A 20570-nucleotide genomic window follows, 5' to 3' on the forward strand; every position below is an offset into this window, starting at 1 on the left:
CCGGTCCGGATATCGCGTCAGCGCGGGCGTCAGCGCGGTGTCAGGTCGGTGTCAGGCGGGCTCGCGACAGTAGTGCCATCAACAACGCAGCCCCCGGAAACCGGGCGGCCCGATCTCCAGGAGACACCCATGAACACCTTCCCGACCCCGCAGCCGATCGCCGTCACCGTCGACGTCCTGTCGGCCGGCGTCACCGTCGTCGCCTCGGATCGCCACGACACCGTCGTCGCGGTCCGGCCCGCCGACGCGGCCAAGAAGGCCGACGTGCGCGCCGCCGAGCAGACCAGGGTCGAGTTCACCGACGGCGTGCTGACCGTGACGACGCCGAAGAACTGGCGCACCTACACCCCGTTCGGCGGCAACCCGTCGATCGAGGTGTCCATCGAGGTCCCGACCGGCTCCCGGCTGACCGGCACCGCGGGCGTCGGCAGGCTGCTGGGCGCGGGCGAACTCGGCGAGTGCGACCTGACGGTCTCCCTGGGCGACATCGTCGTCGAGCGTCCGCTGGGCTCGGTCACCGCGAAGACCGCCAAGGGCGACATCCGCATCGGCGAGGCCACCCGTGGCGAGCTCCGGCTGGAGACCTCGGTGGGCGAGCTGGAGGTGGGCATCCGTCCCGGCAGCGGGGTACGGCTGGAGACCGCCGCCACGGTGGGCACCGTGCGGAATCTGCTGGCGCCGGTCGCGCCGTCGGGCGACACCGTCGCGGTGTACGCGCGTAACTCCCTGGGCAACATCGTCATCCGGCACACCGCCGCCGTCTGAGCGCCGAATCGCGAATCCTCCTACCCGACAAGGAAATGACCATGAGTGACACCGATTCGATCCCACACGGCCTGCCGCTGGACCGCGACGCCGGCCCCTTCGACCCGCCCGGCGAGATCACCCGGCTGCGCGCGGTGCGGCCGGTCAGCCCACTGATCTTCCCCGACGGGCACGAGGGCTGGCTGGTGACCGGGTACGAGGCGGTGCGCAGGCTGATGGCCGACACCCGGTTCAGCTCCCGCCAGGACCTCGGCGTCGTGCACGTGCCCTACGAGACGCCCGGGATGCCCGTCCCGACCGAGCCGTCCCCGCAGATCCCGGGCCTGTTCGTCGCCATGGACCCGCCGGACCACACCCGCCTGCGCCGCAAGCTCACCGGCGCCTTCACGGTCAAGCGCATGCGGGAGCTCGAGGAGCGCATCGTCGAGATCACCGAGCGACAGCTCGACGAGATGGCGCGGCTGACCCCGCCGGTCGACCTGGTCCAGGCCTTCGCGCTGCCGGTGCCCTCGCTGGTGATCTGCGAATTGCTCGGCGTCCCGTACGAAGACCGGGCGACCTTCCAGCTCAACTCCGCCCAGTTCCTGGTCAAGGATCAGGAACTGGCGCAGAAGATGGCCGCGTTCGGCGCGATGAACAGCTATCTGGCCGAGTTGGTGCAGCGCAAGCGGGCCGAGCCCGGCGAGGACATCCTCTCCGACCTGGCCCGCCACGACGACCTGAGCATCGAGGAGCTGACCGGCGTGGCCTTCCTGCTGCTGCTCGCCGGTCACGAGACCACGGTGAACATGCTGGCGCTGGGCACTTTCGCGCTGCTGGAGCACCCCGAGCAGCTGGCCTTGCTGCACGCCGATCCGGAGCTGATCCCCGACGCCGTCGAGGAACTGCTGCGCTACCTCTCGGTCGCCGACATCTTCTACCGCTACGCCACCGAGGACATCGAGCTGTGCGGCGAGACGATTCCCGCCGGGTCGACCGTCGTCGTCTCACTGTTGGCCGCCAACCGCGATCCGCTGCGCTTCGACGATCCCGACACCCTGGACGTGCACCGGAAAGCGCGGGGCCACCTGACCTTCGGCCACGGCATCCACCTGTGCCTGGGCCAGCAGCTGGCCCGCATCGAGTTGCGCGCCGGCTTCGCGGGCCTGCTGCGCCGCTTCCCGGCCCTGGAACTCGCTGTGCCCGCCGAGGAGGTGAGACTGCGGACCGACATGAACATCTACGGCGTGCACGCGCTGCCGGTCCGCTGGACAGACCGCTAGCGTTGCCGGGGCGTCCGAGCCCGCAGCAGCGGTTGGGCCGAGCAGCGGAAGGCCCGCCGACAGCATCGGATCGGGGTACGCAACGCCGGGCCGACCCAAGCAAGCCCCCGGCCGCGCGAGGCGACCGGGGGCTTGCTACCAGTGACGACTCAGTTCTTGACCAGCTCCGGCGTCTCCGGCTCGTCGACCGGCTCCGGCGCGTGGGCACCGCCGTGCGGGTCGCCCGCGGCGCGGTTCGGCAGCAGGACCGCCATGGCGATCACGATCAGGGCCAGGCCCGCCGAGACCGCGAAGGCCAGGCGCATGCCGTCGAGGCTCGCGGTGACCGGGTCGGTGCCCTCGGCGATGAGCGAGGTGCTGCGGGCGGACATGATCGTCACCACGAGCGCGGTGCCGAAGGCCGCGGCCACCTGCTGCAGGGTGCCCAGCATCGAGCTGCCGTGCGAGTACAGGTGCATCGGCAGCGCGCCCAGACCCAGCGTGAACACCGGGGTGAAGGCGGCGGCCAGCGAGATCATCAGCAGGATGTGCAGGCCGAGCAGCTGCCAGTACGGCATCGTCAGCGAGATCTGGGTGAAGCCGGCCAGCGAGACGGCGATGCCGATCGAGCCGGGGACCACCAGCAGTCGCCCGCCGAACTTGTCGAACAGGCGGCCGACCGTCGGGCCGAGCAGGCCCATCGCCAGACCACCGGGCATCACCAGCAGTCCGGTCTCCAGCGGGCTCAGGTGCCGCAGGTTCTGCAGGTACAGCGGCAGCAGGATCATCGAGCCCATCATCGCCAGGAAGGCGATGGCCATCAGCACCAGCGCCTTGGCGTAGGTGCCCGACAGCAGGACCCGCAGGTCCAGCAGCGGGGTGCCGGTGCGCTGCAGCCGGATCTGACGCCAGGCGAACGTGGCGATCAGCAGAGCGCCACCGGCGACGATCAGCGCCGGGGTGGTGTAGTTGCCGCTGTGGAACTTGCTCAGGCCGAACACGAGTCCACCGAAGCCGAGGGCGGCCAGCGCCACGCTGGGCAGGTCGAGCACGCCCGGCTGCGGTTCGCCGACGTTCTCGAGCTGCCGCAGCCCCAGCCAGGTGACCACACCGGCGATCGGCAGCATCACCACGAACAGCAGCCGCCACGAGTCGATCGCGGGGACATCGATCTGCAGGATGAGGCCGGAGATGACCGGGCCCATGGCGGGTGCGACCGAGATGGCCAGGGTGACGTTGCCCATCACCCGGCCGCGGTCCTGCTCGGCCACGACGGTCATCAGGGTGGTCATCAGCAGCGGCATCATCACCGCGGTGCCGCCCGCCTGGATGATGCGGCCGATCAGCAGCACCGCGAACGTCGGCGCGAGCGCGGACAGCACGGTGCCGGTGATGAAGACGCCCATCGCGATCGCGTAGGCCTGACGGGTGGTGACCCGCTGCAGGAACCAGCCGGTGGTCGGGATGATCGCGGCCATCGTCAGCATGAACGCGGTGGAGACCCACTGCGCGGCCACCTCGGTGACGTGCAGATCGCTCATCAGCCGCGGGATGGCGTTGATCATGATGGTCTCGTTGAGGATCACCACGAACGTCGCGAGCACCAGCACCCGGATGACGGTCGGCGTCCCGCCTTTCGTCGTCGGCGGGGATAGTTCGGCGGGCATCGGGGTACCTCCAGGAGCGGGGATCGGCTGGGCGAGCGGTGGCCCGATGCCGGGTCTACTGTGTCCCGGCACCACGTGAGAGAAGACGGAGTCCGTCGGTCCAACTCATCGGGCGCGGGCCAGTATTCCGCTCACCTACGACACAAATCACCTCGTTTTCGCCGTTCACGGCTCTATGGTCGGGAACGAAACCGCAGCTGAGAGCCGAATCTGGACTGTCGATCAGATCATGGGTGACCCTCGTCACTCCCGGGAACTTGTGACGGGTGGGGCGCATGTGGTCCGGTGTGTGCGCCGATCCGGCGGGGTATACCGGAAGGGTGACTGCATCGAGACTGTGGCTTGCTGTGGTGTGCGCGATCGTCGCTTCGCTGGGGAGTGTGCAGGCGAAGGCCGATCCGGGGGCGTACGTGGCGGGGGAGACGCCGCTGGGCGGGCGGGCCGCCCAATTCGATGTGTACTCGCCGGCGATGGGCCGGGTGATCCAGAACAGGGTGCTCAGGGCGGCGGGCGCGGGCGCGCCGACGCTGTACCTGCTGACCGGCGCGGGCGGCGGGGCCGACGGCATCTCCTGGTGGGACAACACCGATGTGCGGGACTTCTTCGCCGACAAGTTCGTCAACGTGGTGATGCCGGTCGGTGGGGCGTTCACGCTCTATACCGACTGGATCGCCGACGATCCCGGCGTCGGCCGGGTCCGCTGGGAGACCTACCTGACCGAGGAACTGCCGGGCGTGATCGACGGCGCGCTCGGCACCAGCGGGCGCAACGCCATCGCGGGGGTGTCGATGAGCGCGTCGTCGGCGCTGGACCTGACCATCCGCGGCGGGCCCCGCTTCGCCGCGGTGGCCGCGCTGAGCGGCTGCCCCTGGGCGGCGGATCCGTGGGGCATCGCGATGGTCAGCGCGCAGGCCGTCCGCGGCGGCGGCAATCCCGGCAACATGTGGGGCGTGCCCGGCGGCGCGGTCTGGCGCGAGCACGACGTCTTCGCCAACGCGGGCGCGCTGGCGGGCAAGACCATCTTCCTGTCGGCCGCCACCGGTCTGCCGGGCGCGAGCGATCGCGGTCTGCCCATGCCGCCGCTGGAAACGATCGCGGGGACGTGCACAGCGGCCTTCGCGGGGCGGCTGGGTCAGCTCGGTATCCCGGCCACCTACGTCCACCGGCCGACCGGCGCGCACACCTGGGGCCAGTTCCAGGCCGACCTGCACGAGGCGTGGCCGCACCTGGCCGCCGCCATCGGCGCCTGAGCGGGGCTCAGGCCTCGACGGCGACCGGGCGCTGCACCTCGGGTGTGGTGTCGGCGGCCGTGGTGTCGGCGGGCACGACCGGGGCCGGCTCGGGCACGCGCCTGCCACGCCGGAACCACCACTGCAGCAACCCGATCCCGAGCACGGCCAGCACCGCGCTGGTCAGGCTGATCGGCAGGCCCGGCGGTCGCCAGGTGACGGTGAGCCGCGCGTTGTGCGTGCCGGGCGGGATGTCGACGGCGACGAAGGTGCCCGCGACGGCGCGCACGGGGATCTCGCGGTCGCCCAGGGTCGCGGTGTAGCCGGGCCAGGCCAGGCGCGAGAGCACGATCCGGCCGCCGGTGCCGGAGGAGACGGTGGCGCGGTTGGTCAGGCCCGCCTCCGGCATCACGGTGGCGTGCACGCCCGACTCGTGCGCGATCAGGTCGCCGGGGGAGGGCAGCGGATTGACCCGCTCGAGCACCCAGATCTGTTGTTCGTGCCCCGGGTAGTGGACGAACTTCCAGCCCAGCGGCGCCGGCTTCGTCCCCGCGTCGGGGTACTGGGCCCGTTGCAGGACAACACGATCCAGCCGCATCAGGTCGACGATCGGGGTGTCGGTCGACGGCTCGACCGCGAAGACCTTGCGATACGCCTCGGGGCAGGTGCCGCCGTCCCAGGCCATGCACAGCAGCCCGGCGAAGGCCGCGTGCCCGACAGGGGTGTAGCCGTTCACGTACTGCAGCCCGAGGTTCTTGGCGTAGCTGCCGAGCGCGATCGAGCCGTAGGTCGCCGCGAGCGTGCGGTCCTCGTCGCGCACCATGATCCGGTCGGCCAGTTGCAGGGTGCGGCCGCCGAAGTCGGGGAACGCGGCGGTCATCTCGGAGCGCCGCTCGGGGAAGCCGTACGACAGCGGTGTCGTGGGGGCGACGGCCACCTGGACGAACGCGATCGGGAACGTCGCGAGGATGGTCAGCGCGGCGGCGGCGCCGATCCCGCGGGTGCGCGCCAGCCAGAGGACGCCCGCGCCGAGCGCGACGACGAAGACCACCGCGATCAGGTGCCGTTCGAGCAGTTTCGGCGCGGCCGAGAACGACCGGATGAACAGCAGGCCGATCAGCACGCCCGCCGCCGCGTACCGCCGCCGCGACGAGGCGAACGCTCCGTGGCGGCTCAGCAGCACGCAGACCAGTACCAGCAGGGCGATGGCCAGCATCGGCAGCACCCGGGCCGGCCAGCGCAGCGGGCCGATCGCGCCCGGCCCGGCGGTCCACATCAGCGCGGCGACGGCGAACAGCGCGATCCCGCTCCATTCGGCGGCGGCGCGCGCGGCGGCCTTCCAGTCGATGAACGCCAGCGCCGGGATCACGAACCAGGCGATGTAGACCATCGGCAGCGGCTGCACATGGCCCCACCACGCGGTGAACGCGGGCACCGTGCTCGGCAGACTGGCATTGAGCGATTCCGACCACGGCACGGTCAGGAACGGGTCGTTGTGGATGGTGGAGACGTCGCCGCGCCAGGTGGCCTGCGAGGAGAGCAGGATCGGCAGGTTGGCCACCATCGAGGCCGCCACCGCGAGACCGGACGCGGTGAGCAACCGCAGCACCGGCGCCCAGCGGCGCTGGTAGAGGTACTCACCGGCGGCGACCGCGGCGATCATCAGGCCGGATTCGACCGCGGGGAAGGCGTATTGGATGGTCAGCGCCAGATACAGGAACACGAACAGCGGGATCGGTCCCGAACGTCCCCTGGCGTAGAGCACGGCCGAGGCCCACGCGTGTACGAGCCAGGCGGTGCCGGTGTGCGAGGTGAACCAGCTGGCCGAGTCGAAGAACAGGAACCAGCCGCTGAACGGGAACGCCACGCCGGCCACCGCCGCCCAGGGGGCGCGGGCGCCGTAGGCCAGGCAGATCCGGAACACGCCGAGCGCCGCGATCGTGGAGAACACCAGCTTGACCGCGGTCGCGTAGAGCGCGAGATCGTCGAAGGAGGGCGCGAGCAGGTAGACCAGCAACTGCGGCGGGTTGTAGAGCCCGGCTTCCTCGAGGCTGTAGTTGCCCGCCATCCATTCCCACGGCACCATCGCCGGGAATCGGCCCGCCCTGAGTTCGGTACCGAGCAGCTGCCACATCGGCACGTACTGCGCCTCGGTGTCGTCGGTGTAGAAGTGCCGTGAGTCGCCGAGCAAGACCGCGACATAGCCGGCCAGCACCGCGATCACGACGACGATCGCCCACTGCACCACTTGTTTTCGCGGTTCGAGCGCCGCGCGTACCCACACGAGCGCGGGAGCATAGGGCATCCAGGTGAATCCGACAATACGTCGGGGTGTCGCGGCGTGGTGGTGGACGTTTGTCCAGCTCAGGTGTGGTTAGGTTGGGGTAAGAACAACTCGGTGTGTCATGGCTGTCGAGCGCGAAGTTGGTAGCATGGCCGGACCGAGCCGACCCTTCGAGAGAGTCTTCAATGCAGTTCGAAATCGTCGAGCGGGACGAGACATGGGTGGCCGGTCTGCCGGTCCGCAGTCCCAAGCGTGCGCTCGGAGAGCTGCGCGACCGGGATCTCGAAGCCGCGTGGTCTGCCGTCCTGCATCAGGATCTGGGCGGCCCGCTGGCCAGTGCCTACACCGACTACACCGGTGAGCTGAGCACCTACAACACCCAGATCGTCGGGTACCAGTGCGCGTCGCTGGATCAGGTCACCCGCGGACATCTGGCGGCCCGGCTGCCGCGCGGCACCTACGCGCGCTTCTCCTCGGTCGGTAACTTTCCCCAGGTGATGACGGATCTGTGGACCCAGATCGCCTACGCCGAAGAACACAACCAGATCAAGCGCACCTTCACCGGCGATTTCGAGTGCTACCCGCACGCGTACAAGATCGACCTGTACCTGGCGGTCGATCCGCGATGAGCTACACGATCGTGGTGCGCGGTGGCGCACTGTACGGCGGTCTGGCCGTGCCGCGGGTCCATCCGAGCTTCAAGGTGAGCAACAGCGATCTGATCGAGTTCCTCAAGGACCGGCTGCGCGACCGGCCCGGCGGGCGCGAGCCGCTGCACACCGTCTACGTCCCGGATCCGGCGGGCAACTGGAACGCGCTGGTGGCCCGCGAGTACGCGACGCCCGACGAGGTGCCGGTCGGCGATCTGATGGTGCGGGTGCCCAAGGGCATCTACGCCCGCTTCGCCCCCAACGGTGATTACCACGATCCGGTCGAGGATGTTTGGGCTCAGGTCGACGACGCGACGGCGTCGGCGGAGATCTCGCGCGCCTATCGCGAGGAGATCGAGGTCTGGCACGGTCCGGACACCGTAGAATTGTTCGTTTCGATCACGGTAGATAGCTGATAGTTAGCCGAATTCGAACCGATCGGTCTGGAATCCGGGGCTTCCCGTGCGTTCATGCCGTTTGACCTGGGCATAGTTCACCCGCGGCCGGTGGTTATCGGAATATTAGCCACTCGCCTGGTGCAAACGTTCGGGATGACGGATACTGCACCAGTCGGCCTCGGTAGGACGCCGACCGCGCGCGGGCGCGTAGCACGGAGCTAGGAACACGATGGCTGTCGAAGCAGCGCGCAACGAGAACAGGTTGCGGCGCGTTCACCGTCGCGTCGGCCGGAACGCGATGGCGCGATTCGTGGGTCGGATCCGTTGATGAGCGAACCGGACCCGCCGGCGGCGGACTACCGCCCCCTCGTACTCGATCCGGCCGACCCCACCGACGCGGCAACTCTGCGGCAGCTCGCCGCGGCCCCCGGCGTCAGCACGCACGACCTGCGTGCGGGCCTGCGCGCCGAATTGGACCGGCTCACCGGACTCCCGCCGGGTCTCGACCCGGCCGCGGAACGCTGGGTGTACTACCCGTGGCGACACGCGCTGGTCGTGATCCTCGGCCCCGACGCGTTCCGGGTGATCCGCTCCGATCGCAACCGCAACAAGCTCACCAGGGCCGAACAGGAACGCCTCGGCGGGCTGACGGTCGGCGTGGTCGGGCAGAGCGTCGGCCATTCGGTCGCCTACACCCTGGCGTTGGAAGGCGCGTGCGGGCTGCTGCGGCTGGCCGACTTCGACACCATCGAGCTGTCGAACCTGAACCGGGTGCCGGGCGGGCTCTTCGACATCGGTGTCAACAAGGCCGTGGTCACCGCGCGCCGGATCGCCGAACTCGACCCCTTCCTGCCGGTGGAGATCTGGCCCGCCGGCGTGCTGGCCGACACCGCCGACGACTTCCTCGACGGGCTCTCGGTGATCGTCGAGGAATGCGATTCGCTCGACATCAAGTTCGCGGTCCGCGAGGCCGCGCGCAGGCACCGGATCCCGCTGCTGATGGACACCAGCGACCGCGGGCTCTTCGACGTCGAGCGCTACGACCTGGAACCGGGCCGCGAGCCCTTCCACGGGCTGCTCGGCGCGACCACCGGCGCCCAACTGGCCGACCTGGACACCAGGGCGAAGGCGCCGCACGTGCTGCGCATCCTCGATCCGGGCCAGCTGTCCTCGCGGATGGCGGCCAGCATGGCCGAGATCGGGGAAACGATCACCACCTGGCCGCAATTGGGCAGCGACGTGCAATTGGGCGCCGCCATCGTGACCGCGGCGGTGCGCCGGATCGGGCTCGGCGCCAAGCTGTCCTCCGGCCGGACCCGCGTCGACCTGGAGGCGGCGCTGGATTCCCTCGCCGAGCCCGGCTACCTCGACGAGGGCGTCGAGACCGCGCCCGAACCGACCGCCGACGAACCGCCGCCCGCCGACCCGGTCGCCGCGATCCTGGCCTGCGCCCAGCGCGCGCCCTCGGGCGGCAACGTGCAGCCCTGGCGGTTGCGCGGCAGCACGGAATTGATCGAGATCGCCCTGGACCCGGCCGGTTCGACCGCGATGGACATCGCCCTGCGCGGCAGTGCCGTCGCGGTGGGGGCCGCGCTGTACAACGCCCGCGCCGCCGCGGCCGCGCACGGCCTGCTCGGCGAGCCGGAGCTGCGCGTCGACGACCCGGCCGCGCCCCTGGTGGCCCGGCTGCGGCTGCGCGAGGGCACCGACGCCGACCTGGCCGCCGACTACCCGCTCGCGCTGGCCAGGCACACCAATCGCCGGCTCGGCGACGTCGCGCCGCTGCCCGGCACCGTGCTGCCCGCGCTGAGCACCGCCGCCGCGGCCGAGGGCGCGACCGTGCACGCGGTCACCGGGATCGAGGCGCTGGCCGAGGCCGCGGCGCTGCTCGGCGCCAGCGACCGGGTCCGCTACCTGACCCCGCAGCTGCACGCGCAACTCTACGGCGAATTGCGCTGGCCGGGAGAGGATGTCCGCACCGGTATCGACGTGCGCACCCTCGACCCGGCGCCCGACGAACTGGCCAAACTCCAGGTCGGCAGGCGCACCGATGTGATGGATCGGCTGCGCGAGTGGTCGGCGGGCAACGCGCTGGGCGAATTCACCGTCGATCGGGTGCGTTCTAGCTCGGCGTTGGTGGCGATCGGTTTCCGCGCGCGAGCAGCGGGTACACCTGATCTGGCCGACTACGCGAGGGCTGGTGCCGCAGTGGAAAGGGTGTGGCTACGGGCGCAACTACTGGGGCTGGCGGTGCAGCCGGTGTCCCCGGTGTTCCTCTATGCCGACCGGCGCGAGGATTTGCGCATCGTTTCTTCCGAGTTCACAGATACACTTGCCAACATTCAGAGGCTTTTCCAGGACCTGCTGGGGATCCCTGAGGATGAGAACGTGGCATTGGTTCTTCGTCTGAGCTACGCCGCGGCTGCGAGCGTTCGCAGTCGACGGTTGCCGGTGCCCGGCGGTAGGAACGACGGATAGCGCGGATCGGAGACAACGTGCCTCGGCAAACGCTCGACTCACTGGTGACCCAGGTCGCCTCCGAGTTGATGGGTGTCGACGCCACGACCATGGTGTCGGCGAGCGAGCGGGTGCTCGCCTCCCTCGTCGAGCATTTCGACGTCGACGTCAGCTATCTGCGCCACACCGATCGCGCCAAGCGCGCGACCGTGCTGGTCGCCGAATGGCCGCGCCGCCCCGACGTCCCCGATCCCGACCCGCTGCACACGGTCGAGTTCGAGCACGCGGATTCGGTGTTCCGTGCCCTCGAGTTCGCCACCGAACCGCTGATCGTGCGGCCCGGCGCCGACAGCGACGACTACCAGGAGACGATCCGCAAGTCCTCGGGCATTCCCGAGGTGGCCATGGCCTGCGTGCCGCTGGTCTCGCGCGGCGAGTCGACCGGCGTGCTCGGTTTCGTGAAGATGGGCGACCGGGCCTGGTCCAAGCGGGAACTCAACGTGCTCAAGGCCATCGCCGCGCTGTTCGCCCAGTTGCAGGCGCGCGTGGTCGCCGAGGAGAAGCTGCGCTACATCGCGCTGCACGACGATCTGACCGGGCTGGCCAACCGCCGCGCCCTGCTCGAATACATGGAGGAGCGGCTGCGCGCGGGCGAAGCGGGTCCGGTCGCCACCTTCTTCCTCGACCTGGACCGGCTCAAGGCGCTCAACGACTTCCTCGGCCACAGCGCGGGAGACAACTTCATCCGCACCCTCGCGCGCCGGCTCAAACAGAACCTGGAACCCGGCGACATGATCGCCCGGCTCGGCGGCGACGAGTTCGTCATCGTGCCCGCCGCGCCGATGGACGCGGTCGCCGCCGAACTGGAGGCCACCCGGATCCAGCAGCTCATCGGCCGGCGGGTCTCGGTCGGGCAGGAATCGGTCAGTCGCGGGGTGAGCGTCGGTGTGGCGCTGGGCATTCCGGGGGAGACCTCGGTGTCGGACGTGCTGCGCCGCGCCGATCACGCCCTGCTGTCGGCGAAGTCCGGCGGCGGCAACGGCGTCGCGGTGTTCACCGACGCCATGCGCGCGCAGTTCGAACTCCAGGACGACGTCGAGCTCAACCTGCGCAGCGCGGTGTCCGACGGCTCGCTGGTGCTGCACTACCAGCCCGAGGTCGACCTGCGCACCGGCCGGATCGTGGCCCTGGAAGCGCTGGTCCGCTGGCAGCACCCCACCCGCGGGTTGTTGCCGCCCGGCGCCTTCGTCTCGGTGGCCGAGGCCACCAACCTGGCCGGTGAGCTCGGCCGCTGGGTGATCCGGTCGGCCTGTTCGCAGTTCGCCGACTGGCGCCGCCGCGGGCTGGCCGCCAATGTGGTGATCCGGATCAATGTGTCGCCGGTGCAGCTGGTGAGCGCCGATTTCGTGGAGCGCATCGAGGACATCCTGCGACTGTTCGGGATCGACGGCAGTTCGGTCTGCCTGGAGATCACCGAGCATGTCGTCGTGCAGGATCTCGTGCGCACCAGGCTCACCCTGCGCGGACTCAAGCGGATGGGCGTGCAGATCGCCATCGACGACTTCGGCACCGGCTACAGCTCGCTCTCGCACCTCAAGGCACTGCCGGTCGACGCGGTGAAGATCGACCGCGGTTTCGTGCAGCGCCTCGGCGACAGCAACGACGACCTGGCGATCGTGAAGTCGATCATCGGCCTGGCCGGCTCCTTCGGGCTCGGCGTGGTCGGTGAGGGCGTCGAGACGCCGATGGCGGCCAGGACCCTGGTCGGGCTCGGCTGTTACCGCGCGCAGGGCTTCCTCATCGCCCGGCCGATGCCCGCCGAGGAAGTCGAAGCGCAACTGCGGGAAGGGCGCATTCCCCTCGACCTCGATCTGCCACGCGCGGGACGCGGCGTGGCACCGAACTGATCGTGACGATATCGGCAGGCGGATGGCTGCTGGTGGAGACCCTCGCCGGGGAGCTCGCGCCGACGCTGGTCGCGGTGGACGCGCACGCGCGCGACTGGCTCCCGCCGTCGCGGTGGTCGCGCGCGCTCGGCCCGACCCGCGCCCGGCTGCTGCGCGAGGCGGTGGACCGGTGCTGGGACCGCGGCGAATCCACCCGTGAGGTCGTCGGTGCGACGCTGGTGCTCGCCGAACCGGTGCGCTGCGCGTTCGGCGGCATCCACGGCGTGCAGGTCTGGACCGGCCCTGCCGACGCGCCGGTGCGGCCCCGCCGCCGGGTCGCGGCCTGGGATTGGGACGCCATCACCGAACTGGCCCATCACGGTCCCGGCCTGGAGGAACTCGTCTTCGCCAGGGCACCCGAGCACGTGCGGGTGATCCGCACCCCGCCCGACGCGTTCGGCCGGATGGTCCGCTTCGACGGCCGGGTCGAGTACTTCGCGATGGCCACCGAGCTGGCGCCGGGCGGCCGGTGGCAGGGCCAGGTCGACATGCTCGGCGACGACGAGTGTCCTCGCCGGTTCCAGATGATCACCAGGGCCAACCCCGGCGCGCGCCGGGTGAGCGCGCTCATGCACGCGATCCCCGAACTCGACGACGACGCCGCGGCGGTCGACCCCGACATCACGATGCTGCGCGCGGTCTCCCAGCGCAGCGGCGTCGGCGTCGGCCTGATCCTGCTGTCGTCGGCCCTCATCTACGAATGGGCGGGCGACCCACCACCCCCACTGGACCGCTGGGCGGTGGAACGCCCCACCGTCGACCCGATCGACCTCGCCGCCCTGCAAGCCGCCTGCTCCGACGCCGCCCTGCGCCCCGGCACCTCCCGTCGCCTCGCGCTGCGCGTCCGCTTCGCCGAGTCCGAATGGATCCGCGCCCACGCCGAACTGGTCACCATCACCACCGCCGCCACCGGCCACGGCCTGCTCCGCGTCTGGTCCGACGACTCGCCGGGATCGGTGTAGCCGGTTACCGTCGTCGGCGGGCTTCCTACCTGATCGGCTGGGGTGGCTGCTGAATGTAGGGGTCCGGCCGGAACGGTTCGCAGGAGCGGCGGGCATCCTCACCCATGATCGGATCGTTGTCGACGACGAGCAATCGCGGTGAATCCGAGGTCTTGCCGGCGCCGTCGGGTTCCGTCGTCAGAGCCACTGTCGATCTGAATGCGATGAATGTTTCGGCTGGTGTGCTCAGTTCCAATTGACCGTTGGCGCCGATGCTGTAAGCGCCAGGTGTATCGTACCTGCAGGAAACGACCTCCCATCGGGCGGGAGAAATTTCATTCACCCCCACTGCGCGGTAGAGTTTCCCCCCTGTTTCAGGGATAGGGGTGATGGACAGCCAATGATTTCGATTCTCATAGCTGACGGCGGCTAGAATGTCAGGTGGGGTGACCGGGTCCTGGCGGCGTATCCATTTTCGGATCAGTATTTCTGTTTCGATGGCTGCTTTCGCTGCTGCTTGTTTTTCTGCGCTCAGCGGTGCGCTGGTATCCCAGTCGAACTGAATTGGTGGGTAGGGAAAGTCTTTATCTGTAGAAACTGAAGCGGAAGTCGAAGTATTCGAGGGGGTGACGTTCATGTTGTCGCCGGTGCAGGAGGACGCCGCGACGGCGACGGTCACAAGGATTGCGATGATCAGACTTCTCGCCTTATGCGCAGAGTGGTTCATGTTCGCTTACTTTTGCTCCTGGGTTCCGGTTCGAGTCGCTTCTAGTTTGTAGTAGTCTGTGCCCAAGCCCAGTGCTGTTTGCGTACCATTCGTATTCATGTAGTTGGTTATCGACTGCTGGAGCCCGCGATCCTGCATGTATTGATCCACCAGCTTCGCGGTATCTTCTGATACGCCATTGCTCAAGTTGAATGGTTGGCAATCCGCGAGTCGGCGTTGCGCAGCGCCGTGGTGATATCGCGAATCTCGATGGCCAGCCTGCGACCTTGGTCGTTCTCCTCGTGGAAACGGTCGTAGGCGGCCAGGGTGGCGAAGAAGTCCATGACCTCGAGCCGGTTCTTGAATTCCTGGTCGGTGGTCTGGACGTTGTCGGCGCACTGATTGACGATGCCCGCCAGCTTTCGCATCCGCTCGGCGATCCGCAGCCACGCACCCTCGGAGTACTCGCCTGCCTTCGCGCACGCAGCCCCGATCTCGACAAGCAATCCCCCTCCGGCCAAACAAGCCTGAACTTTCAGTCGGTCGACCCTACAAGATTCGTCCAGTTCCTCTGGGCGCCCGAGTGCCGATCTCTTTCCCCGGTGTTCACGTACCGTTCCACGGCCCGGTTCCGGAGTGCACCCGTGTCGCTGAACGATCGGGAGGGTGCGCATCGTGCAGCTCGCCAACTTCTACGGCCCGCGATCGGGCGGGTTGCGTACCGCGCTGCATCACCTCGGGGAGGGGTATGTGGCGGCGGGGCACGAAGTGGTGTTGATCGTGCCGGGGGCGCGGCGCAGTGAGGAAATGCTGCCGACCGGGGCATTGCGCATCACCTTGCCCGCCGTGGCTATCCCGTGCACCGGCGGGTATCGGGCGGCCGATCCACGTCGGGTCGCCGATGTGCTCGGTGGGTTGCGGCCCGACGTGCTCGAGGTCTCCGACCGGCTCACGCTGCGCGGATTCGGGCGCTGGGCCGGGCGGCGCGGGGTGGCGAGCGTGATGATCTCGCACGAGCGGCTCGATCGGCTGCTCGGTCAGTTCCTGCCGGGGCCCGCCGCGCGCCGGTGCGCCGATGTCGCCAACCGCCGCACCGCCGACGACTACGACATGGTGGTGTGCACGACGGATTTCGCGCGCGAGGAGTTCCAGCGCATCGGCGCGCCCAATGTGGAACTGGTGCCGCTGGGTGTCGACCTGGACCTGTTCAGTCCGCGTCGTCGGGACCGTAGGCTGCGCGCCGACCTCGGGGTCGACGGGTATCCGCTGCTGGTGCATTGCGGGCGGTTGTCGGTGGAGAAGCGGGTCGACCGCAGTATCGAGGCGGTGGGCGCGCTGCATCGGGCCGGGCTGCCCGCGCGATTGGTCGTCGCCGGTGACGGTCCCCGCCGCGAATCGCTCGAACGCCGCGCCCGCACCCTGCCGACCCTGCCCGGCGGCGCGCCGTCGGTCCACTTCACCGGCTTCATCAGCGACCGGTCGATGGTCGCGAAACTGCTTGCCACAGCGGATGTCTCACTCGCTCCCGGCCCGCACGAGACCTTCGGCCTCGCCGCGCTGGAAGCCCTGGCCGCGGGCACCCCGGTCGTCGCCAGCCGCTCCTCGGCGCTGGCCGACATCGTCACCGCCGAATGCGGCGCCATCGCCGCCGACCGCCCCCGCGCCTTCGCGCAGGCCGTCACCGATGTCCTGGCCATGCCGACCTCGGGCCGCCGCAAGGCCGCCCGCACCCGCGCCGAACAGTTCACCTGGCCGCGCGCCGTCGCGGGCATGCTCGCCGTCCTCGACCGCTGACCCGGACCGGCGGGCCACCCGGTCGGCTGGGCCGGACCGGCGCGCAACCTGGTCGGCTGGGCTGTGCTGTGATCGCCGCCCGGCGGACTGGGCCGGTGCCGTGATGCCACCTGGCCGACTGGGCCGTGCCGTGATCGCCACCCGACGGACAGGGCCGTGCGGTGATCGCCACCCGCCGACCAGGGTGGAACCGCGCGTGCTGACACCCCCGAACGCCGTGCAGTGCGGCGGATCAGCTCTCGCTGCGGGCGGCCAGAACCGCTTCGTACAGGTCTTTCCTGGAGGCGCCGCGCCCGGCCGACACCTCGGCGCAGGCGTCCTTGAGCCGCAACCCGGACTCGACCAGGGCCTCCACCTCGGCGACCAGGTCGGCGGGGTCGGCCGAGACCGGCTGCGCTCCGGCGAGCACCACGGTGATCTCGCCGCGCGCGCCCTCGACGGCCCAGGCGGCCAGCTCGCCGAGCGTGCCGCGCACGACTTCCTCATAGGTCTTGGTGAGTTCGCGGCAGACGGCCGCGCGCCGGTCGGGGCCGAGCACGGTGACGGCGTCGGCCAGGCAGTCGGCCAGCCGGTGCGGCGCTTCGAAGAAGACGCAGGCGCGCTGTTCGGAGGCCAAGGTGCGCAGCCACTCGCGGCGCTGGCCGCCCTTGCGCGGGGCGAAACCGTCGAAGCAGAACCGTTCGACCGGCAGCCCGGACAGCGCGAGCGCGGTGGTGACCGCGGACGGGCCGGGCAGGCAGGTGACCGGCAGATCGCGCTCGACGGCGGCCGCGACCAGACGATAGCCGGGGTCGCTGACCGACGGCATGCCCGCGTCGGTCACCAGCAGCACGGTCAGCCCGCTCGCGAGGTCGTCGAGCAGGGCGGGGATGCGGGCGGTTTCGACATGGTCGTAGAAGCTGACCACCCGGCCGGTGATCTCCACGCCGAGCGCCTTGGCCAGGGCCTTGGTCCGGCGGGTGTCCTCGGCGGCGACCACATCGGCCGAGCCGAGCGCGTCGCGCAGTCGCTGGGACGCGTCGCCGATGTCGCCCATCGGTGTAGCCGCTAAGACCAACACAGTGTCGCCCAGCCTCTCCGGTAGTTTGGGTCATTCTGTCAGGCGAGCGGGTCGCGCCGGTTCGCGCGTCGGAGGAGGGGGACAAGTGTCGGGTCGGACATCGCTGGGCGCACCGCCTACGATCGGGGCGTGATCCCGGTGACCGAAACGCGTGCGCTGCCACCGTCACGGCCCGCCTCGGCGCTGGTCGGTCCGGCTCCGCTGCGACCCGCCCCCGATTTCGGCCCGCTCGACACCGCGCGCGGCTGGGCGGTCACCCTGGTCCTCACCGCGATCGCCGCGATCACCCGCTTCGCGAACCTGAACTATCCGACCGACGCGCGCACGCCCGTCTTCGACGAGAAGCACTACGCGCCGCAGGCCTGGCAGATGGTCACCGGCGGCGGCGTGGAGGACAACCCCGCCTATGGCCTGGTGGTGCACCCGCCGGTCGGCAAGCAGTTCATCGCGATCAGCGAGGCCCTGTTCGGCTACAACGCGTGGGGCTGGCGCGGCACCGCGGCGCTGGCGGGCACCGTGCTGGTGCTGCTGGTGATCCGGATCGTGCGGCGCATGTCGCGCTCGACGCTGATCGGCGCCTTCGCCGGCATCCTGCTCATCGCCGACGGGCTGACCTTCGTCTCCTCCCGCATCGGCATGCTCGACATCTTCATGGCGCTGCTGGTGACCGCCGCGTTCGGCTGTCTCATCGTCGATCGCGACGACGTGCGCGAACGCCTGGCCCGCGCGGATCTGGCGGGCCGGGTGGGGATCACCGACTGGGGACCGCGACTCGGCGTGCGCTGGTGGCGCTTCGGCGCGGGCGTACTGCTCGGACTGGCGTGCGGCACCAAGTGGTCGGGCATCTACTTCATCATGTTCTTCGGCCTGCTCAGCGTGGCCTTCGATGTGCGTGCCCGGCGCGCGTACGGGGTGCGCAGACCGTGGGTCGGCACGCTGGTCCGCGATGTCGGGCCCGCGCTGTACGCGCTGGTCGTCATCCCGCTGGTGGTGTACCTGTCCTCGTACTGGGCCTGGTTCGCCAGCGAGTCCGGGGTGTACCGGTACGCGGTCGGCAATCAGATCGGCACCGACGGCCCGTTCGCGTTCTTGCCCGACGCGCTGCGCTCGCTCTGGTACTACCAGGGCGAGACCCTCGACTTCCATTCCAGCCTGACCAATTCCGCGGGCAACCACCATCCGTGGGAATCCAAGCCGTGGACCTGGCCGATGGGCCTGCGCCCGATGCTCTACTACTACGCCGACGGCACGGTGACCGGCTGTGGCGAGGCGCAGTGCGTCAAGGCCGTGATGGCCGTCGGCACGCCGGCGCTGTGGTGGCTGGCGCTGCCCGCCCTCGGCTGGATGCTGTGGCGCTCGGTCGTGCGCAGGGACTGGCGCTACGCGGCGGTGCTGGTGGGCTACGGTGCGGGCCTGCTGCCGTGGTTCCTGACCCTGGACCGGCAGATGTACTTCTTCTACGCGGTGGTGCTCGCGCCGTTCCTGGCGATGGGCGTCGCGCTGATCCTCGGCGACATCCTCGGGTCGGCCCGGCCCGCCGGGATACCGCGTAGTCCCACCGGCACCTATCTCCCGGCCCCGGTCAACGAGCGCTACGCCCTGGGGCTGCTGATCGTCAGTATCTACCTGGGCCTGGTGATCGCGAACTTCGTCTGGTTGTGGCCGATTCTCACCGCCCAGCCGATCAGTCCCGCCAGCTGGCAGGACCACCTCTGGCTCCCGAGCTGGCGCTAGGGGCGTGGGTCAGCTGTCCAGCGCGCGTCGGACGAAGTCGACCGCGTCGGAGTCGGGCAGGCCGAGCCGCCGGATGGTCGCGACGTAGTCCACGGCCGCGCGACCGGCGATATCGCGGGTGGGGTCACCCGAGGAGGCGATGAAAGAGCCCTGGCGGCCCCGGGTTTCGAGGACGCCGTCGGCCTCGAGCTCCCGGTAGGCGCGGGCGACGGTGTTCGGCGCGATGCCGAGATCGGCGGCCAGCGCGCGCACGGTCGGGATCTTGGTGCCCGCGCTGAGCGTGCCCGCGCGGACCTGTTCGATCACCGCCATGCGTAACTGCTCGTAGGGCGGTTGAGCGGAATCGGTGGACAGCTCGACGTGGAACACGCTCGCTCACACCTCGTCTCGGGCCAGGGGGCAGGACATGCAGCGCGGACCGCCACGGCCGGAGCCCAGCTCCGAACCCTGGATGGTGAGCACCTCGACACCGGCGTCGGTCAGCCGCGAATTGGTCATCTCGTTGCGTTCGTAGGCCACCACCACGCCCGGCGCCAGCGCCAGGGTGTTGTTGCCGTCGTCCCACTGCTCGCGTTCGGCGGTCGGCCCGTCGCGGCCGGTGTCGATCACCCGCAGCTTCGCGATGCCCATCGCGGCGGCCGCGGCGGGCAGGAACGGTTCGGGTCCGGAGATGCTGATCCGGTCCAGGTCGCCGCGCCCGGAGAAGCCGTCCTCGCGGCGGATCGTGAACGCCTGCAAGGTTTCCCGCACACCCGGGTACATCACCACCGCGTCGGTGTCGACCATCGTGCACACGGTGTCCAGGTGCATGGTGGCGCGGTTCTGCGCGATCGGCACCACCAGCACGGTGTGCGCGAGATCGTCGTCGAAGAGGCTGCGCGCCAGCGCTTCCGCGCCCGCCGGCGTGGTCCGCTCGCCGACGCCGACCGCGACCACCCCCGGCGCCAGCAGCAGCACGTCACCGCCCTCGATCGGCGCGGTGTGCGATTCGTAGGCGCGGCGCACGCCGAGGAAGCGGGGGTGGAAGGCGTAGACGAGATCGGTGATCGAGGTCTCGCGGATGCGGGCGGGCAGCGCGAGGGAGGTGATCGCCACCTTCGGGCCGACCCAGAACGAGGAGTCGCGGGTGAACAGCAGGTTGGGCAGCGGATCGATGACGAAATCGCCGCCGTGGTGCATCCGGCGCACCAGCGAGGTGGTGTCGGGGCCGAACGGCAGCTCGTCGAAGGTCATGCCCGCCATCAGGATGTCGGCGAGCTCGCGGGCCTCGACCTTGCGCAGCTCGGCCGCGAGCTGATCGGCCAGGCCGTGGCCCAGCCGACGGGCGTCGACGGCGGCGGAGATACCCTGGATCCTGGCCGCCCCGCTCACCGCGAGCGTCTCGGCGAGCAGGTCCGACAGCAGCAGTACTTCCACGCCGCGTTCGCGGAGCAGGGCGGCGAAGGAATCGTGCTCGGCTTGGGCGCGTTCCACCCACGGGATGCCGTCGAAGAGCAGCTGATCGTTGTTGCTCGGGGTGAGCCTGCGCAGTTCGTCGCCGGGCCGGTGCAGCAGCACCGTCCGGAGCGTGCCGACCTCGGAGGTGACGGCCAAGCGCGAGTCGGGGGCGGTTCCCATGCGGAAACCGTAATCCGCCGAGCGCGCCTCGGCACGGAAGACCCGCAGACCCGGCGGGTGCGGAGTCCAGCCGTTTTCGTA

17 protein-coding genes are annotated in these 20570 nt (G+C 69.9%); 10 read left to right on the forward strand and 7 right to left on the reverse strand.

From position 1 onward, the window contains the following. Nucleotides 1-129 precede the first annotated feature (129 nt). Both ACIO52_RS03600 and ACIO52_RS03605 read left to right on the forward strand, forming a co-directional pair. Nucleotides 130-765, forward strand: a complete 636-nt coding sequence (locus ACIO52_RS03600) for a DUF4097 family beta strand repeat-containing protein (protein WP_402641381.1) — start codon at nt 130-132, stop codon at nt 763-765. Between the two features lie 41 nt (nt 766-806). Then, a complete protein-coding gene (locus tag ACIO52_RS03605; protein ID WP_316576088.1) occupies nt 807-2027 on the forward strand; it encodes a cytochrome P450 in 1221 nt (406 codons plus the stop codon). A gap of 149 nt (nt 2028-2176) precedes the next feature. Here the strand turns inward: ACIO52_RS03605 and ACIO52_RS03610 are convergent, their stop codons facing one another. Continuing rightward, nucleotides 2177-3673, reverse strand: coding sequence for an MDR family MFS transporter (locus ACIO52_RS03610; RefSeq protein ID WP_218721787.1), 1497 nt, complete (start codon nt 3671-3673; stop codon nt 2177-2179). Between the two features lie 320 nt (nt 3674-3993). On the opposite strand from ACIO52_RS03610, the gene ACIO52_RS03615 reads away from it, so the two are divergent. After that, the gene (locus ACIO52_RS03615) at nt 3994-4923 is read left to right on the forward strand and encodes an alpha/beta hydrolase family protein (protein WP_308248687.1); all 930 of its coding nucleotides are present in this window, start codon (nt 3994-3996) and stop codon (nt 4921-4923) included. A 7-nt stretch (nt 4924-4930) separates the two neighbouring features. On the opposite strand, the gene ACIO52_RS03620 is transcribed toward ACIO52_RS03615, so the two are convergent. After that, nucleotides 4931-7207, reverse strand: a complete 2277-nt coding sequence (locus ACIO52_RS03620; RefSeq protein WP_342801535.1) for a hypothetical protein — start codon at nt 7205-7207, stop codon at nt 4931-4933. A gap of 164 nt (nt 7208-7371) precedes the next feature. Between ACIO52_RS03620 and ACIO52_RS03625 the strand changes: the two genes are divergently transcribed. From ACIO52_RS03625 to ACIO52_RS03645, 5 genes are all read left to right on the forward strand, one after another. Continuing rightward, nucleotides 7372-7815 carry a GyrI-like domain-containing protein gene (locus tag ACIO52_RS03625; RefSeq protein ID WP_019049207.1) on the forward strand — a complete coding sequence of 148 codons (444 nt, stop codon included), beginning with the start codon at nt 7372-7374 and terminating at the stop codon, nt 7813-7815. Then, nucleotides 7812-8252 (forward strand): AraC family transcriptional regulator, encoded by a 441-nt coding sequence (locus ACIO52_RS03630; RefSeq protein ID WP_218721789.1) that lies wholly within the window; start codon nt 7812-7814, stop codon nt 8250-8252. Before ACIO52_RS03625 ends, ACIO52_RS03630 begins: the two co-directional genes overlap by 4 nt. A gap of 309 nt (nt 8253-8561) precedes the next feature. Beyond that, nucleotides 8562-10712 (forward strand): Rv1355c family protein, encoded by a 2151-nt coding sequence (locus ACIO52_RS03635; protein WP_402641386.1) that lies wholly within the window; start codon nt 8562-8564, stop codon nt 10710-10712. Nucleotides 10713-10780: 68 nt separating this feature from the next. Continuing rightward, the gene (locus ACIO52_RS03640) at nt 10781-12598 is read left to right on the forward strand and encodes a bifunctional diguanylate cyclase/phosphodiesterase (protein ID WP_218717232.1); all 1818 of its coding nucleotides are present in this window, start codon (nt 10781-10783) and stop codon (nt 12596-12598) included. Between the two features lie 2 nt (nt 12599-12600). Further along, a complete protein-coding gene (locus ACIO52_RS03645) occupies nt 12601-13599 on the forward strand; it encodes a GAF domain-containing protein (RefSeq protein WP_402641389.1) in 999 nt (332 codons plus the stop codon). Nucleotides 13600-13624: 25 nt separating this feature from the next. On the opposite strand, the gene ACIO52_RS03650 is transcribed toward ACIO52_RS03645, so the two are convergent. Together ACIO52_RS03650 and ACIO52_RS03655 are read right to left on the reverse strand one after the other, a co-directional pair. Beyond that, complete coding sequence (locus ACIO52_RS03650; RefSeq protein WP_402641392.1) at nt 13625-14305, reverse strand: hypothetical protein; 681 nt, start codon at nt 14303-14305, stop codon at nt 13625-13627. Nucleotides 14306-14487: 182 nt separating this feature from the next. Next, the gene (locus ACIO52_RS03655; RefSeq protein ID WP_218717202.1) at nt 14488-14790 is read right to left on the reverse strand and encodes a hypothetical protein; all 303 of its coding nucleotides are present in this window, start codon (nt 14788-14790) and stop codon (nt 14488-14490) included. A 160-nt stretch (nt 14791-14950) separates the two neighbouring features. Between ACIO52_RS03655 and ACIO52_RS03660 the strand changes: the two genes are divergently transcribed. Beyond that, nucleotides 14951-16078 (forward strand): glycosyltransferase, encoded by a 1128-nt coding sequence (locus ACIO52_RS03660; RefSeq protein WP_402641395.1) that lies wholly within the window; start codon nt 14951-14953, stop codon nt 16076-16078. 232 nt (nt 16079-16310) lie between these two features. Here ACIO52_RS03660 and rsmI read toward each other — a convergent pair whose 3' ends face one another. Next, nucleotides 16311-17150, reverse strand: a complete 840-nt coding sequence (rsmI, locus tag ACIO52_RS03665) for a 16S rRNA (cytidine(1402)-2'-O)-methyltransferase (protein WP_218717233.1) — start codon at nt 17148-17150, stop codon at nt 16311-16313. 117 nt (nt 17151-17267) lie between these two features. Here rsmI and ACIO52_RS03670 point away from each other — a divergent pair, with 117 nt between their 5' ends. Continuing rightward, complete coding sequence (locus ACIO52_RS03670) at nt 17268-18872, forward strand: dolichyl-phosphate-mannose--protein mannosyltransferase (RefSeq protein ID WP_218717204.1); 1605 nt, start codon at nt 17268-17270, stop codon at nt 18870-18872. Between the two features lie 9 nt (nt 18873-18881). On the opposite strand, the gene ACIO52_RS03675 is transcribed toward ACIO52_RS03670, so the two are convergent. Further along, on the reverse strand, nt 18882-19241 hold the full coding sequence (locus ACIO52_RS03675) for a GntR family transcriptional regulator (protein ID WP_218717205.1): 360 nt from the start codon (nt 19239-19241) through the stop codon (nt 18882-18884). 6 nt (nt 19242-19247) lie between these two features. Continuing rightward, entirely contained in the window at nt 19248-20489 is a 1242-nt protein-coding gene (arcA, locus tag ACIO52_RS03680) for an arginine deiminase (protein ID WP_218717206.1), read from the reverse strand. Nucleotides 20490-20570 lie beyond the last annotated feature (81 nt).

The organism is Nocardia sp. NPDC087230, assembly GCF_044744725.1.
GTDB classification, from domain to species: domain Bacteria; phylum Actinomycetota; class Actinomycetes; order Mycobacteriales; family Mycobacteriaceae; genus Nocardia; species Nocardia canadensis.